Source organism: Flaviaesturariibacter aridisoli (genome assembly GCF_004343705.1).
In the GTDB taxonomy this organism is placed as follows: domain Bacteria; phylum Bacteroidota; class Bacteroidia; order Chitinophagales; family Chitinophagaceae; genus Flavisolibacter; species Flavisolibacter aridisoli.
Window position 1 is genome coordinate 34,492 of record NZ_SKFH01000017.1, and the last position, 15,852, is coordinate 50,343.

The window sequence follows — 15,852 nt, forward strand, 5'->3', positions numbered from 1 at the left end:
CTAGAAGTCGATGACCAACACATCGCGAAAGGTCTTTTCCACCTCGTCGTCGTCATCCCGGTTTCCGGCGCGCCCTGCTTTTTTCTTGCGCAGCTCCAACACTTTTTCAAAACGCTCTTCATTGGGCCGCCCCCAGTTCTTATAGGCATGCACCAGGACCTTGCTGGTGGCCGCCGTTTGCACCCGCGAGTCGCCGAAATAATCCACGTCGATCCGGTAGCTGCCCGCCGGGGCTTTTTCCAGGTAATACATCTCGGGTCCGAAGCCATCGGTGGCGTCATTGCTCAGGAAGCCGCCCGACGCGGTCTTACGGTGGCTGTAGTAACACTCTTCACCCGATGGCTCGCGCAGGTGCAGGTCTACGTCGGTGTTGTCCGTATTCCAGGTGATCACCACCATCAGGTCGGCTTCAGCAGCCTGCACACCGCGGCTCGCCAGGAAGCTTTTCAGCTCGCTGCGACGGGCCTCCAGGAAATTACCCGGCAGTCCCGAGGAAGCTGCGGTCTGCGGATCGATCAGCAGCCGGTAGTAGTCCAGCGCCAGGATGAGGTCGAAGCCGTCGAAGCGGTGGTCCCAGTTCGTGTGAAAGGCAATGTCGTAGTAGGCAACGGCCAGCGCGGGGCGGTTCAGTTGGCGCAGGTTCGCCGCCAGCAAGCCCCAGGTGGCGGGCTCGGCCGGCCGGGCGCGGAGCAGTTGGGCCAGTAGTTGGTAGGCCTGCCCGCTGAGGCGCCAGCGCTCCAGCTCAAAGGCGAGGTCGCGCAGTAGGGCGAGGTCGTCGCGGTTGCTTTCCGCCATCGTGCTCAGCAGTGTAAAGGCGTCGGCGGCGCCGGCTGCCTGCTGTTCGGCGCGCACCTGTTTCAGCAGGCGGGCGTATTCGGGTTGCCCTTCGATCGCCTGCAGGGAGCGGGTCATCCACTGACGCCGCAGCAGGTTCCGGCCATGAAGGGCGCCGATGGGCACTTCGAAGGCTGAGTCGGGGAGCGCTGCGAGAGCCTTTGCCAGCAACCCGTCGTCTGCGATGGGCCGCAGGTTGTCAGCGCGCAACTGCCGGAGCCAGTCATTGAATACAGCGCGCGCACTGCCCAGGCTGCCACTGCGGGCGGCTTCCGCCAGCACGCGGGCCACGATGCGTCCTACCTCGCTGCTGTCCATAAAGGCGCGGAAGGAAACCGAATCGATCCCAAAGCGCCGGTAGAGGGCTTCGCTTTCCAGCATCACGAAGGAATGGTCCTCGTCGGGCACATCGTACCAGGCGGCAAAGCGGTCGGCGGCGGTACGTGTGGCGAAGCCGAATGCCGACAACTGCTGCACGGCTACCTGTCCGAACACACGGCGGGCCAGCGGCGAGGTGATGCGCGCTTCCGGCACAACCTGCAGCGTGCGCACCTCGCTGCCGCGGCGTAACCGTATTTCTACGGTGCCGCCAACGGGCAGCCCGCGGCCGGTGACCAGGAGCTTTTGGCCGGGGAAGAGCGCGTTGGGGCGCCCGGCGAGGAGCAAGTCACGGCCGCCCTCGGCGCTTACCGATTCGATATACCAGGGTGCATAGCGGATGGCGCGTGCCGCTTCAGCCAGTTCCTCTTCATTCAATACGGAGAAAACGGCGCCGCCCGACTCGCGGCTCAGGTGATGCAGCACCCGGGTGTCGGTGCCCGAAAGTCCGGTGACGAAGGCGTACAGCCGGTCCTGCGGGCGCAGGCTTTGCGACAGAAGGTACAGGTTCTGGTCGCCCCAGCTGGCGTCGCCATCGCTGAGGAGGAAGAGGCTGCGCGCGGCAGGGGCGGGGCCAGTTTCCCAGGCGGGGTGGGCGCTTTCGCGCAGGGCCCTGCCGAGGTCGGTGGCGCCCACGAGACTCAGCTTGCCGGCATAGCGCAAAAAGGACTGCAAGTTGTGCTCCGTGTTGGCCACAAAGCCGCGTTGCCACCAAAAGGCATCCACGTGAAAGCACAGTACCGCGAACTTTTTGATCTGGCGGCGGTTGCCGCGCAGCACCGCTTCCAGTGTTTTGAGCCAGATGTTGAACTTGTCCGGCTGGCTGCTCCAGCTCACATCGAGCAGGAACAGCGCCGATTCCGTGGACGCTACCGCCTGCGCATCGAGCGTAGCCGTTGCGGTAAGCGCGAAGCCCGGTTCGTCGCCGGCGGATTCCAGGAGCACCGAGGCCGGCGTCCGGATGTTCATCGTCAGCGCCGTTTCGGTGAAGGCATCCGAATGGTAGCGGCGATAGCCCTCCAGCGTGCGTTCCGGAAGCGCGGGGCTCAATTCGACCTTGCCGGCCCCTGCTTCGGCCACACTGACATCGACGCTGCGTCGTACGTTGGGGAAGGGCAGGTTCAATTCAAGCAATGCTTCGGTGCCCGACTGCAACAGGTTGATGTCGTAGCCGATCACGAGGTGATGCATCTTGCCGGCCTCGAGCGGAAACACGGAGCAGGAGAATACGTCGGCACCGGCCCATTCGGCCAGGGCGGGATCTACGTTGCCGCGCACCGTTTCATTGAAGGCATAGGCGGCCTTTGCCTTGGGCACCACGCGGGCCTCGCGCAATCCACGCCGCGGCGGTCGCAGACTGTCTTTCAGCAGGTTAAGCGGGGCATCGAGTGCATAGGGGATGACCGGTGCCACCGGGCCGCGCTTGTCGCGGTTGAGCAACTCCACGCCGCCGAAGGCAAAGTAGCAGGGGCTTGCTCCAGCCGGCAGTTTAAGCCGGAAGTTGCCGCGCAGCCGGGAGCCGCGATCGTTCAGAAAATAAAAGTCGAACAGCACCCGGGCCCGGAAGCCGTCTACCTGCACCGCTACCTGTGCGGCGCGCAGGCGCAGCGTGTCTTTGTCGCCCACAGTAAGCTTCACGCTGTTCTCACCGAGCCCGGAGCGCTTCCAGGTTTTTAGTTTTTTGTCTTCGTCGCCACTGCCACTGCCCTCCGTTGTTCCATTGAGTCCTGCCACGCGGCCCTGCAATGCGGTGGCGGCATAACCCATTTCCCGTGACCTTCGCTCGACGCCGAGGCCACTCGTAATGACGACAGTTTCCAGTTGGTTGTTCCCGGCCCTGTCGAGAACGGCCGATGCGGTGGTTCCGCTGAATGAAATGGTCAATGGCTTAAAGCCGGTGGCAGAAATAGCCAGGCGATTCGTGTTGGGACCGACGCGGATGCTGAAGTTGCCATTGGCGTCGGCGGAAACGGTATTGCGGGTGCCCGGTTCGTTTACGGTTGCAAAAGGTACCGGGTTGCCTTGTGTGTCGCGAACCGTTCCGGTGATCGTGCGTACCTGTGCGCAAGCGCCTGCCGCATAGAGCAACAGGGCTAGAAAGAATAGCCATCTCATGTGCATGAATTATTAGTGTGCGAATAACGGTCCTGCGGGACCGCACGGGTGTTTGCGAAAGTCAGCGGAGACGGATGCGCATCGGTCTTGCTAACTAGGCAATCGACCGGTTTATTTCGCTGCACGATACCGCAGAAATACGGTAAAGACCGCTCATCCGCTTTCTACCAGCGTGCGATGATCTTGAAATTGAGCAGGCGAGGGGTAAGCCGGTTGGGCATCGTGTAGGTCGTGTTGGAAAAATCCTTGATCAGGAGGTAGGAGATCGTATTGGCCCGGTCGATGAGGTTGAACACCTCCAGCGAGGCCCAGATGTTTTCGAAGTTTCGGAAGGGGCTGTGGCTGCGGCGCTTCGCCTTATCGCCGTCGAGCAGCAGCGCGCTGAAGCCGATGTCGGCACGGATGTACGCAGGAATATTGAGCGCATTGCGGTACTTTACGGAGCCTGGGATATTATAAGGCAGGTTGGAGCCGTACAGGAGGTTGAGGTATACCTTGAAGTTCTTATTCGTGGCCAGGTAATCCTGGAAGAACAGGCCTACCGTCAGCAGTCGGTCGGTGGGGCGCCGCAGCCAGCCGCCTTCCACCTGCATGCTGTCTGCCGGGCGCCTGAGCGAGTCGAGCGTGTACTGGGTGTAGGTGTCGCCCTGCAGGTCTTCGCGGGTGCGCATCAGCCCGATGCTGAGCCAGCTTTCGGCGTCCTTCACCAGCTCGCCGAAGAGGCGGGCTTCGAGTCCCATCGCGTAGGCCCGGGCACTGTTTTCTCCAAAGTAGCGTACCCGCACGTTGTCGATGTCGTAGGGTACAACGTTCGTCAGGTATTTGTAATAGCCTTCCACCGTGAGGCGCAGCGGGCGCCCAACCCCGATGAAGTTGTAGTCGAGCCCGGCCACGCCCTGCCAGCTGCGCTGGGCTTTCAGGCCTGTATTGAGCGTACCGTCGTAGCGGCGGAGCTCCCGGTAAAAGGGCGGTTGCTGGTAGGCGCCGGCGGCCGCGCGGAACACGACGTCGCGCTTCCAGGAAGGCTTCCAGGAGGCGCCTGCACGCGGACTCAGGAGCAGCTCGTTGTTCAGGTCGTTGTAGTGGGCGCGGAGGCCGGCGTTGAGCGTCCAGGTAGTATTGCCATGCCGGAACACGCGGTTGCTTTGCAGGTAGCCGCTGAATTTGTTGATGGCCAGTGCCGCCGTTCCGCGCAGCGATTGACTCAGGGTGAGTGCCGTGGGCGAGTAAGGTAACGAGTAGCCGGCGGAGTCCTGGTATTGCCACTCGCGAAGGCGGTCGTCGATGGAAGCGCGGTCGTAGCCAAGGCCCCACTGCCACTGGTTGCGGCCACGGTCGAAGGTGCCTTTGTGCGAAAAGTTGTAGTTGGTGATGTTGAGGCGGTTGCGCGCGAAATCCTGGCTGATGCCCGCACCGAGCGGGTTTACGATAAGCCCGAAGGTGGCGCTGTTGGCGTCGAAGTCGCGGTCGCCGAAAAGGTAAGAACCCGATATGTCGCGCTCCTCCCATTCTTCGTTTTCAAACCGCGACACGAGAAACTTCAGCCGGAGGTCTTTGCGCGGCGCATAGCTCGTCGAAAGACCCAGCATCCGCGTATAATACTGGTCGCGCTCGCGGCCTTCGAAGAAGATATCCACGCCCAGGTTGGCGGTGAACAGCGGTGAGAACACCGAGGAGGTCAGTTGGCTGAAAGCGGGGAGGAGCGTGAATTTCGTTTGCGAGTAATTGGCCAGCAGCTCGGTGCTCCACTTGTCGGAGAGCTGCCAGCTGAGCAGCGCCTGCAGGTCGGTGGACGAAGGGGTGTAGGAGCCTTGCGTTTCCTGGCTTTGCAGCAGGTTGCGGTTGCTCCGGTTGCGGAGGCCGATAAGGTAGGTGAAGCTATTCTTCTCGTTGGCACCTTCCACGTGCACCCCCTGCTCCAGCAGGCCTACGTAGGCCGAGCCGCCGAAACGCTTCGGCTTGTTGTACTGGATGTCGAGCACGGAGCTCATTTTATCGCCGTAACGGGCCGCGAAGCCGCCATTATAAAAAGAGATGTTGCGCACCAGCGCCGGGTTGATAAAGGAAAGGCCTTCCTGTTGCCCGCTCCGCACCAGATAGGGGCGGAAGATCTCGAAATCGTTTACATAAATGAGGTTCTCATCGTAGGAGCCGCCGCGCACGTTGTATTGCGAGGTGAGCTCGTTGTTTGAACCCACGATCACCTTGATCATGCTTTCCACGCCGGTTACGGGTGAGGGCAGGTTGAGCACGTTCTTCGGGTTGGGCCGGATGAGGCCGGCCTCGCTGCGTTCGCGCTGGTCTTGTATAATTACGGTGTTCAGCTCGGTGCCGCCGCGCTCGAGGTGCACGGTTACCGTTTCCCGCTCATCCGGGTTGAGCAGGAAATTCTGCTGGTAGGTTTTAAAGCCCGTGTAGGAGAATACGAGGGCGAACGCGCGATTGGCGGGTACCCGAAGCGTAAAGGCACCGGAATCGTTGGTGCTGATGCCGCGTTGCTGTCCGAGCACGATCACCGTTACCTGCGGCAGGGGCTGCTCGCCCTCGTCAAGCACGGTGCCGCTTACAGTGGCCCATTTGCCCTGGGCGGCGGCGATGATCGTTGCGAAGGTCAGGATGAACAAAAAGGCGGCGGCGCGAAACTTCACGAAGTCGGAATTTGGGCTAAGATACGGAGGTGGCCTCAGCGGCGCACGCGGCCGGCCTTCAGGAAGAGCGGGAAGCGCACGTCGAGCACGCGGCCTTCGGCAAGCACGCGCGCCAGCGGCTCTTCCACCAGCCTAACCGGCGAGCTCCCGTGGAGGCGCAGGTATTTTTGAGTTGCCGACCACGTAGCGAAGTAGCCGAGCAGGTCGGCGCGGGTCCAGCGCATCAAAGAGGTAAAGCGGGCCGTTTCCACGTCGTCGAAGTCGAAGGCGAGCGTAGCGTAGTCGTTGTCGACATGCGCGCGCTCGGGCTCCCAATAGGGGCCGGTCACCTTCACATAGAAATCCAGGATCACTTTGTTGACGGCATCGTCCGAGGTCGTGGGAAACTTGTACGACCAGGCGGCCACAACGGCTCCCGGGCGGCCGACGCGGTTCATCTCGGCGCAAAAGCGCGGAGCATCCATCCAGTGAAAGGCTTGCGCCATCGTAATCAGGTCGAAGTGGGTATCGGGGAACGGCGTATGCTCCGCTGTCGAACGCTGGTAGTGGATGTTGGGTCGTTGCTGCGCCTGCGCCAACTGGCCTTCGCTGAGGTCGATGGCTTCCACTTCGCGGAAATGCTCCGCCAATGCCGTGGCTGCCTGCCCGTTGCCTGTGGCGCAATCGAGCGCGCGTTCACGACCCGCGGTTCGCTGCAGCAGCCAGTCAAACAATTCGGCGGGATACGTCGGGCGATACCGGGCGTAGGTTGCGGCCTGGTTGGAAAAAAGGTCTTTGGGCATTACCGGATATTTTTCAATGCATCGATCATGCGCACCGGGTTGTCGGATTTGAAAACAGTGTTGCCCGCCACCAGCACGTCGGCGCCGGCGTCGATGATCTCTTTCGCATTGGCGAGGGTCACGCCGCCGTCGATCTCGATCTGTACGTTCAGGCCATTGTCATCGATCATCTGGCGCAGCGCCCGGATCTTTTCGAGCGTCCGGGGAATGAACGACTGTCCGCCGAAGCCGGGGTTGACGCTCATGAGGCACACCAGGTCGATATCGCCGATAATATCTTCAAGCAGCGCCACGGGCGTATGCGGGTTTACCGCCACGCCGGCCTTCATGCCGAGAGCGCGGATCTGCTGGATGTTGCGGTGCAGGTGCGTGCAGGCTTCGATGTGGACCGTCAGGTGGTCGGCGCCGGCCCTGGCAAACGCCTCCGCGTAGCGCTCGGGTTCAAGGATCATCAGGTGCACGTCGCACACCTTGCTGGTGGCTTTGCGGATGTGCTCGATGACGGGGATGCCGAAGGAGATATTCGGCACAAAGCGGCCGTCCATGACGTCCAGGTGAAACCAGTCGGCCTGGCTGTCATTGAGCATCTTGCATTCGGTTTCGAGCTGCAGGAAATTTGCTGAAAGGAGCGAGGGAGCGATGAGTGCCATGCCGCAAATGTAGACAACAGGAGCACATGAGAAAGTTAGAACATGTGCGCCGGAAGGTGCCGACCGGCTGACACCTCATGCACTAATTCTTCCCGAGCCGCTCTGCGGCTGCTTTTGCCTCGCCATTCGACTTGTCCAGTCCGAAGGCGCGCTGGTAGTTGGTTTTCGCATCTTCCCTGTTTCCGAGCGCTTCTAGGCATTTGCCCACCCAATAGTAGCCATCGGCATACGTAGGGGTGATGGTCAGGGCGAGCTGGAACACCTGCAGTGCTTCGCTGTAGCGCTTGCCTTCGTAAAGGATCGTTCCTTTTTCCATATGGGCGTCAAGGAAGTTGTAGTCGTGGCGGATGGCCTCGTTGAGCCAGCGAATCGCTTCGGTGCTGTTGCCTTTCGCTTCGTAATACAGGCCTTTAAAATAATAAGGTTCTGCGCGGATACCTTCACGGTCGCGGGCAATGAGCGAGTCGGTGAGCGGAAGGGTACGTGCATCGCCGGCCTGCGCCAGCCCGAAGCCGAGGCGGTGGGCCAGGTCGGGGTCCGTGGGGGCGTAGCGGTAAGCGGTTTCCAGCGTTTGGAGGGCTTCGGCGGAACGGCCCGCGCCTTCGAGCAGCTCGGATTTAAGCACCAGTGCGTCGAGTTGATTGGGATAGGCTTTAATAATATTATCGCACAACTCGAGGGCATCCGCGGGCCGGTTCTTTTTCTGGTAGCCGCGGGCCAGCCCGATGGCGAGGGCGAGGCTTTGGGGCAGCGCCCGGCGGGCCGACTGTAGAAATACGAACGCGGAATCTTCCGACTCGCGGCGCAGGGCCGTGGCGAGGCTGAGACCGATGTCTTCGCGCGGCTGCAGCGTCCAGGCAGTGCGCAGGTCGCGCTTTGCTGCGGCGTACTCCTCGTTGCCGAACAGCAGCTGCCCGCGCCGGTAATACAGGTCGGCCTGGCGCGGCGCGAGGCGGATGCTGTCGCTCAGCGCCGCATAGGGCGTGCTGTCGAGCAGCGGGTCGCGCTCCTTGTCGTTGCAGGCGAAGAGCAGTGCGGAGAGCAGGGAGAAGAGGAGGATGCGCATGGCGTCAAAACTAAAAATAGCGCCGGCATTACGGTCAACTTTCTGTTTCTTTAAGCAATTTTTTACGCATGCTCCGACTCCCGATCCTTGCCTGCGCGCTGCTTGCCGCGCTGGCTGTGTGGGCGCAGCGACCCGCCGACACGCTGCATTATTCCGAAGAGCGGCACTTCCGCAACGTGCGGCAGCTCACCTTTGGCGCCGATAACGCCGAAGCGTACTGGAGCCCCGATGGCAAGTGGATCGTGTTTCAGCGTACGGCCCCGAAAGACGGGGTTCCCTGCGACCAGATCTACATCGGCAAAGTACCGCGCGCCGGGAAACCCTTCACCTACCGCCGCATCAGTAGTGGGGCGGGCCGCACCACCTGCGGCTTTTTTACCGGCGACGGCAAGTACGTGATCTACGCGTCCACGCATCTCGCCGATACCGCCTGCCCACCACTTCCCGACCGCAGCAAATACGGTAACCGCTACATCTGGCCGGTGTATGCCTCCTACGATCTTTTCATGGCCGACCGCCAGGGCCGCATTGTGAAGCGCCTCACCGACACACCCGGCTACGACGCCGAGGCCACTCTGTCGCCCGATGGCCGGCGCCTTGTATTTACGTCCATGCGCGACGGCGACCTCGACCTCTATGTGCTCGATCTCAAAACAGGCACCGTGACTCGAATCACCCGCGAGCTTGGTTACGACGGCGGCGCCTGGTTCAGTGCGGATGGCAAGCAGATTGTCTGGCGCGCCAGCCGCCCGAAGACCGAAGCGGAAATCGCCGAATACAAAAGCCTGCTGGCCGAAGGGTTGGTAGCACCGACGCAGATGGAAGTGTTCCTCGCCAATGCCGACGGCTCCAACGCGCGGCAGGTGACGAACCTGGGCAATGCCAATTGGGCACCCAACTTCGCCCCCGACGGACGCATCGTTTTTTGCAGCAACCACGAATACCCACGCGGCTTTCCCTTCAACATGTACCTGCTCGACCCGAAGAGCGGCGCGTTGGAAAAGATCTCGCGCGACAAGGGTTTCGACGCCTTCCCGATGTTCAACCGGCAGGGAAGCCGGCTGCTGTTTTGCTCTAACCGCAACAACGGCGGCACGCGTGATACCAATATCTTCGTCGCCGACTGGGTGCAATAGTGGCCCCAGTTTTGCACACGCGGGCTAAACCGTTTTCATGCGCTACTCCGTCCTTCTACTCGTCATCTTGTTGCTGTCCTGCAAAAAAGACCGCAACGCAGCGGGCAGTCCCATCGACGGCCGCAACACCGGCTACGCGGCCCACGAGCTGCTGTCGGCCGACAGTTACAGCAGCCTCCAGGTGGAAGTGAGCTATATGCCCGGCTTTGCCCCGGATGCTGCGGCCCTTACTTCCCTGCAATCCTTTTTACAAAGCCGGTTGCACAAACCCGGTGGGATCAGCATCCGCACGCAGCCTATTGCCGCGAGCACCAACAGCATATTGGGTGCCGGCGAGCTGCCGGCGATCGAAAGCAGTGTGCGCACCCTGCACTCCGGTAACGGCGTGGCGACGGTACATGTGCTGTATACGAACGGGAGCTACAGCAACGCCTCAGTGCTTGGGGTGGCCTATGGCGGTACCTCGCTGGCCATTTTCGGAAAAACGATCCACGATAACTCCGGAGGTCTTGGGCAGACGAGCCGCACGAAGCTGGAAGCCACCGTGCTGGAACACGAGTTTGGGCACCTGCTGGGCCTTGTTGATATCGGTACCGAAATGCGCACGCCGCACAAAGACCCCAACGGCACGGCCCATTGCACTAACAGCAATTGCCTGATGTACTATGCCGTCGAGACCACCGATGTATTGGGCTTCCTCATCTCGGGCCCGGTGCCGGTATTGGACGCAGCCTGCCTGCAGGACCTGCAGGGCAACGGAGGAAAGTAATCGTTTGAAGTTTGTAGTTTGTGGTTTGGAGTTGGGCATTCTCCTGTAGTTTTGGGGCGAACTGAAACCGACATTATGTACAATGGTCTTTTACACGCCCACAGCGGTCTGCGCTGGGTGGTCTTTATCTTATTATTGCTCGCCATCTTCCGCCACGCCACCGCAGGCAATAAGCCCTACGGCCGCAAGAACGGCCTCCTGCTGACGATCTTTGCCGACGTGATGCTGCTGATCGGTCTGTACCTGTGGTTCGCCGGTGCCTGGGGGCTCACGCAGATTCAAAACCGCGGATTCGGCGAGGTGATGAAGGATCCCGTAGCCCGCTTCTTCGCCGTGGAGCATATGGTGGGTATGATCGTGGCCATTGCACTCCTGCACGTTGGTAAAGCCCAGGGCAAGAAAAATATTCCCGACCGCAACAAGCACACCCGCGCGCTCGTGTTCTATGTGCTGTCGCTGCTGATCATGCTTTTTTCGATTCCCTGGCCTTTCCGGGCTATCGGCGCCGGCCGCGGCTGGTTCTAAGGCGTTGAATCCGAAGAAACATTTTAAACCGCGAAAAAAAAAGATAAAGGTTTTCGCGAAGAGTATTGGAAAGGTCCCGCAAAGCGGGACCTTTTGTATTGATCATCTTCCTGTACCCACTTCTTTTCTTACTTCCTTTGCGGTTCTGAACCTTATTTACTCGTCTCACCTTGGCCCCAGTTCGATGACCTCACAATGGCGGATGTCGTCCCCATCGATTTCAAAGCGGATGATCGTGCGCACCTGGTGCCAGCCCTGGCGTCCGCAGGCGCCGGGATTCATGTGCAGGCAGGAAATTTTCGGATCGTAAATCACTTTCAGGATATGCGAATGCCCGCTGATGAACAGGCGTGCACCTTCCCGAACGAGTTCGTCGCGCACGCCGGGTGCATAGCGGCCCGGGTAGCCACCGATGTGGATCATGTGCACGCGCACGCCCTCGCAGTTCCAGGTAAGGGTGCGCGGAAACTGCGCGCGGATGTCGCCCCCGTCGATATTGCCATATACGCCCCGCAGCGGCTTGCCCGTGGCCACCAGTGCTTCCGCTACGCCAGGGCCGAAGTCGCCGCCATGCCAGAGCTCGTCGCAGTTGTCGAAATGCCGGAGCACGGCTTCGTCAAGCCAGCCGTGGGTGTCGGAAAGAAGGCCGATGCGGGTCATGCGGCGAAAGGTAGTTAAATTTGTAGCCGGCCCAATAGCCGCCACGATTGTATGCCCTATTACCACAAGCTCGGTAACATCCCGCACAAGCGGCACACGCAATTCCGCAAGCCCGACGGAGGCCTTTACTCCGAACAACTGTTCTCCACCGAAGGTTTTTCCAACGACTACTCGCTGCTTTACCACGTGCATCCGCCTACGCGGATCATCAAGACCGAAAAGCCGGTGGATGTGTCGCCGCAGATCGCCGAGGAAAAGATGCTCCAGCACCGCTCCTTCGAAGGCTTTCACGTAAAGCCCGTAGCAGACTACCTCGAGAGCCGCGTGCCCGTGCTGGTGAACAACGACGTACACATCGTGCTGGCCGCCCCGAAGACCGGTAACAAATCGTATTTCTACAAGAACACCGATGCCGACGAGATGATCTTCGTGCACGAGGGCTCCGGCGTGCTGCACACGATGTACGGCAGGCTCGATTTTGCTTATGGCGACTACCTCGTGATCCCGCGCGGCACCATCTACCAGATCGAATTCAAGACCGAAGATAACCGCCTCTTCATCGTGGAGTCGTTCAGCCCCATCCGCTTTCCGAAGCGCTACCAGAGCAAATACGGTCAGTTGCTGGAGCATGCGCCCTTCTGCGAGCGCGACATCCGCGCCCCTTACGGCCTCGAGACCTTCGACGAGCAGGGCGACTTCATCATCCGCGCCAAGAAACGCGGCATCCTCTACAACCTGCACTACGGCACCCATCCCTTCGACGTGGTGGGCTGGGATGGCTGCTGCTATCCCTTCGCTTTTTCGATCCACGACTTCGAGCCCATCACGGGCCGCGTGCACCAGCCGCCGCCGGTGCACCAGACCTTCGAAGCCCACAACTTCGTGGTCTGCTCGTTCGTGCCCCGCCTCTACGACTACCATCCGCAGGCCATCCCGGCACCCTATAATCACAGTAACATCGACTCCGACGAGGTGCTGTATTACGTCGATGGCGACTTTATGAGCCGCAAAAACGTGACGCGCGGCATGATCACCCTCCACCCGGCGGGCATCCCGCACGGCCCACACCCCGGCGCCGTGGAAAAAAGCATCGGCAAAACCGAAACGAAAGAACTGGCCGTAATGGTGGATACCTTCCACCCGCTGATGCTGACGAAGCAGGCACTGGAGATCGAAAACGATGGGTATACGATGAGCTGGGCGGAGTAACGATTGGAGATCCCGGATTCCGGATCCTCGTTTTGAGTGGGATGCAGCATTTTGCCCGGCAGCGTGGTCATAGGCGCAGGACCGCCCTTTGCGTCCGCAACCTTATGAAGAGAAACCGCAACCTGACTGCCTGTGCCGCCTTGCTTACCGGACTGCTGCTGGCCTCCTGTGGCCAGCAGTTTTATTCGCCGCGTCCCAACGATCCGCCGCTGCTGGCCGCAAAAGGCGACCTGAAGGTGGACGGGCGCCTCGAGCTGAGCGCCCTTTCCACGCCCCGCCTGTCGGCGGCCTGGTCGCCGGTGGCGCACCTCGGGCTACAGGCCGGCTATGGTTCCAACAATTCGCGCGGCTACACCAGTCTCGACAGCACCGGCTACGACTACTACGAGCAGCGCTCGCTGGGCTACGTGGGTGCCGGCTATTACGCCAACCTGCGGCCGAATGTGCTCTTCGAGGTATACGGCGGGGTAGGAGCCGCCCGCTATCATTCCAGCCACACCGGCTACATCGACCGGCTCAACATGACCAACTGGTACGTGCAGCCGGCCATCGCCTACCGCCAGGCTTCCATCGAGATCGCCGCTTCGCTGCGCTACGACTACCTGCACCGGGGCCGCACCCTGCTGGACCCTTCCTGGGAATACAGCCGCGACCGGCACCGCTTTCTCGACTTCCGGGGCTACCAGTTCCTGCAACCGGGGCTAACGCTCCGTGCCGGCCGTACCGTCAAATTCTGCTTTGAATTCTTTGAAAGCTTCGTGCTCAACCGCGCCTACGAGTCGGTGTACGGCGCGCGCAGCCAGCATGCCGTGGCACGCTACGCGGTGGGTCTGCAGCTCGACGTGTCGCGGATTATCCGGTCCGGCGGAAAGTGAGGCTGCAACCGTGCGGCTTCCCGGGAAGGCCTCCGAGCGCTTCTTGCTGGAGGGGCACGCGTTTCAGGATGCCGCAATTCCCGGACGTGAAAAAGCGCATACAGTTGGTCGCCTGGACGGTCAGGATAAGCTCTGCCGTTTTCTGGGGCGCGCGAGGCCGGAACTTTTTTTGCATATATTCGGAAAAACAAAGGCTATATGATTAAAATCTCGGATCTCAAGCCCGGCGACGTGGTTCGCGTGCTCGACGAAGGCACGGAGCGGGAAGGCATCGTTACCAACACCAGCCGTGATGAAAACATGGCCTGCATCGACAACGGCGTGCAGGAGTTCTGGTATCCCCCCGAGCAGATCGTACCCATTCCCATTTCGGAGCACGCCCTGATCGAAATCCTGGGCTTCCAGAAGGAAGTGTCGGACGACGGCTCGGCGAAGTACAAAAAAGGCCCCTTCCGGGTGTTGCTCCGCGAGCCCGGCAATTACACCCATATGGAGGTCTGGTACCGCGAAGATCACCGTCATTTCAACAACCCGCTCTACCTCCATGAGCTGCAGAATCACCACCTGCAGATGACCAAAATGGTCCTCGAAAGAGGGGCGACCGCTTGATTTTCTTTTCAATTTGTGAAAAATACGCACCTTTGAGCCGCAAAAAGCGGCTCTTTTTTCTTTTTACGGGAAAAGAATGCTATCTTTGCGCTCCCAAAATCTGTATGTCAAAGCAGCCATTAATTAAACAGGACGGAATTATTCTCGAGGCTTTGTCGAATGCCATGTTCCGGGTAAAACTGGAAAACGGGCACGAGATCATCGCTACCATTTCGGGAAAGATGCGGATGCACTATATACGGATCCTTCCGGGTGATAAAGTGGGCGTGGAGATGAGTCCCTACGATCTTTCGAGGGGACGGATCATCTTCCGCTATAAATAAAAAAATAGCGGAGGCGAAGAGCCCACGCACAAACTGAGAACCATGAAAGTAAGAGCTTCCATCAAAAAACGCAGCGCCGACTGCAAGATCGTGCGCCGCAAGGGCAAACTGTACGTGATCAACAAGAAAAACCCCCGCTACAAGCAGCGCCAGGGTTAATCCTTGATCCGCCCCTCACATTCGTAATTAGTAAAACTGAATAGATCTTATGGCACGTATTGCCGGTGTTGACTTACCCAAAAACAAAAGAGGCGAAATCGGTCTGACCTATATCTACGGTATTGGTCCCGCCACTGCCCGTTACATCCTGGACAAGGGTGGTATCGACCGCTCCAAGCGCGTGAACGAGTGGAACGACGAAGAGCTGAACCACATCCGTACTTCCATCACCGAACAGTTCAAGGTGGAAGGCCAGCTGCGCTCCGAGACCCAAATGGCCATCAAGCGCCTGCTGGATATCGCCTGCTACCGCGGTCTTCGTCACCGTAAAGGCCTGCCGGTTCGCGGCCAGCGTACCAAGACCAACTCCCGCACCCGTAAGGGCAAGCGTAAGACGGTTGCCGGTAAGAAGAAGGCTCCGAAGAAATAAGATAATGAGCCTTGGGTGCTCCGGCCAGACTGCAAGCGCAACCCGCTTGCAGTTTGCTGCTTGAAATCCGGGGCCCTTTATAGCACTGAGACATTCCTTTTCTACGCTGGATCCCGTTGGTGCCGGGGGAGGGTAGAGGCGGGCCCGCTGTCAGCCTGAGCGCAATCAAAGGCGACGGAGGTTTTTATTCATTCATAGATTACCTGTTTCAAACATGGCAAAAGCACAAAAGGCCCAGCAGTCCGCTAAGGCCGCCGCCAAGAAGCGTATCGTAAAGGTGGATTCCTACGGCGACGCGCACATCAACGCAACCTTCAATAACATCATCATCGCCCTCACCAACAAGAGCGGCCAGGTGATCAGCTGGTCTTCGGCCGGTAAAATGGGCTTCCGCGGTTCCAAGAAGAACACGCCCTATGCCGCCCAGATGGCCTCCAGCGACGCCGCTAAAGTAGCGATCGACGCAGGTGTGAAGCGTGTAGACGTATTCGTGAAAGGCCCCGGTGCCGGCCGCGAAAGCGCCATCCGCGCCCTCGCCCAGAGCGGTATCGAAGTAGCGATGATCAAAGACGTGACCCCGCTGCCCCACAATGGCTGCCGTCCGCCCAAGAAGCGCCGCGTATAAAAGCAAAGTTTACAAGTCGGAAGTGGGAAGTTGGAAGTACTTCGCACTTCGAACTTCCG

The 15,852-nt window shown here is 60.0% G+C and carries 16 protein-coding genes; 10 read left to right on the top strand and 6 right to left on the bottom strand.

Annotation, left to right across the window (positions count from 1 at the left end; genetic code table 11):
* The 5 genes from E0486_RS11420 to E0486_RS11440 form a co-directional block, all read right to left on the bottom strand.
* Entirely contained in the window at positions 1–3,327 is a 3,327-nt protein-coding gene (locus tag E0486_RS11420; protein WP_165917297.1) for a carboxypeptidase-like regulatory domain-containing protein, read from the bottom strand.
* Between the two features lie 164 nt (positions 3,328–3,491).
* Positions 3,492–5,975, bottom strand: a complete 2,484-nt coding sequence (locus E0486_RS11425; RefSeq protein WP_243697430.1) for a TonB-dependent receptor — start codon at positions 5,973–5,975, stop codon at positions 3,492–3,494.
* Between the two features lie 35 nt (positions 5,976–6,010).
* Positions 6,011–6,757 (bottom strand): class I SAM-dependent methyltransferase, encoded by a 747-nt coding sequence (locus E0486_RS11430; RefSeq protein ID WP_131852310.1) that lies wholly within the window; start codon positions 6,755–6,757, stop codon positions 6,011–6,013.
* Positions 6,757–7,407 carry a ribulose-phosphate 3-epimerase gene (gene rpe, locus E0486_RS11435; protein ID WP_131852311.1) on the bottom strand — a complete coding sequence of 217 codons (651 nt, stop codon included), beginning with the start codon at positions 7,405–7,407 and terminating at the stop codon, positions 6,757–6,759. Before rpe ends, E0486_RS11430 begins: the two co-directional genes overlap by 1 nt.
* An 82-nt stretch (positions 7,408–7,489) precedes the next feature.
* The gene (locus tag E0486_RS11440) at positions 7,490–8,473 is read right to left on the bottom strand and encodes a tetratricopeptide repeat protein (RefSeq protein WP_131852312.1); all 984 of its coding nucleotides are present in this window, start codon (positions 8,471–8,473) and stop codon (positions 7,490–7,492) included.
* 68 nt (positions 8,474–8,541) lie between these two features.
* On the opposite strand from E0486_RS11440, the gene E0486_RS11445 reads away from it, so the two are divergent.
* The 3 genes from E0486_RS11445 to E0486_RS11455 all read left to right on the top strand — a co-directional run bounded on the left by E0486_RS11445 (position 8,542) and on the right by E0486_RS11455 (position 10,903).
* On the top strand, positions 8,542–9,609 hold the full coding sequence (locus tag E0486_RS11445) for a TolB family protein (protein WP_131852313.1): 1,068 nt from the start codon (positions 8,542–8,544) through the stop codon (positions 9,607–9,609).
* Between the two features lie 37 nt (positions 9,610–9,646).
* On the top strand, positions 9,647–10,378 hold the full coding sequence (locus E0486_RS11450) for a hypothetical protein (RefSeq protein ID WP_131852314.1): 732 nt from the start codon (positions 9,647–9,649) through the stop codon (positions 10,376–10,378).
* Between the two features lie 75 nt (positions 10,379–10,453).
* The gene (locus E0486_RS11455) at positions 10,454–10,903 is read left to right on the top strand and encodes a hypothetical protein (protein ID WP_131852315.1); all 450 of its coding nucleotides are present in this window, start codon (positions 10,454–10,456) and stop codon (positions 10,901–10,903) included.
* A 165-nt stretch (positions 10,904–11,068) separates the two neighbouring features.
* Here the strand turns inward: E0486_RS11455 and E0486_RS11460 are convergent, their stop codons facing one another.
* On the bottom strand, positions 11,069–11,563 hold the full coding sequence (locus E0486_RS11460; protein ID WP_131852316.1) for a metallophosphoesterase family protein: 495 nt from the start codon (positions 11,561–11,563) through the stop codon (positions 11,069–11,071).
* A gap of 51 nt (positions 11,564–11,614) precedes the next feature.
* On the opposite strand from E0486_RS11460, the gene E0486_RS11465 reads away from it, so the two are divergent.
* The 7 genes from E0486_RS11465 to rpsK all read left to right on the top strand — a co-directional run bounded on the left by E0486_RS11465 (position 11,615) and on the right by rpsK (position 15,793).
* Entirely contained in the window at positions 11,615–12,772 is a 1,158-nt protein-coding gene (locus tag E0486_RS11465) for a homogentisate 1,2-dioxygenase (protein WP_131852317.1), read from the top strand.
* 104 nt (positions 12,773–12,876) lie between these two features.
* Complete coding sequence (locus E0486_RS11470) at positions 12,877–13,647, top strand: hypothetical protein (RefSeq protein WP_131852318.1); 771 nt, start codon at positions 12,877–12,879, stop codon at positions 13,645–13,647.
* 198 nt (positions 13,648–13,845) lie between these two features.
* On the top strand, positions 13,846–14,256 hold the full coding sequence (locus tag E0486_RS11475; RefSeq protein WP_243697431.1) for a hypothetical protein: 411 nt from the start codon (positions 13,846–13,848) through the stop codon (positions 14,254–14,256).
* Positions 14,257–14,360: 104 nt separating this feature from the next.
* The gene (gene infA, locus E0486_RS11480) at positions 14,361–14,579 is read left to right on the top strand and encodes a translation initiation factor IF-1 (RefSeq protein WP_131852319.1); all 219 of its coding nucleotides are present in this window, start codon (positions 14,361–14,363) and stop codon (positions 14,577–14,579) included.
* Positions 14,580–14,621: 42 nt separating this feature from the next.
* Complete coding sequence (gene ykgO / locus E0486_RS11485; protein ID WP_046369371.1) at positions 14,622–14,738, top strand: type B 50S ribosomal protein L36; 117 nt, start codon at positions 14,622–14,624, stop codon at positions 14,736–14,738.
* A gap of 49 nt (positions 14,739–14,787) precedes the next feature.
* Complete coding sequence (gene rpsM / locus E0486_RS11490) at positions 14,788–15,168, top strand: 30S ribosomal protein S13 (RefSeq protein WP_131852320.1); 381 nt, start codon at positions 14,788–14,790, stop codon at positions 15,166–15,168.
* A 214-nt stretch (positions 15,169–15,382) separates the two neighbouring features.
* Entirely contained in the window at positions 15,383–15,793 is a 411-nt protein-coding gene (gene rpsK, locus E0486_RS11495) for a 30S ribosomal protein S11 (RefSeq protein ID WP_131852321.1), read from the top strand.
* Positions 15,794–15,852: the final 59 nt, after the last annotated feature.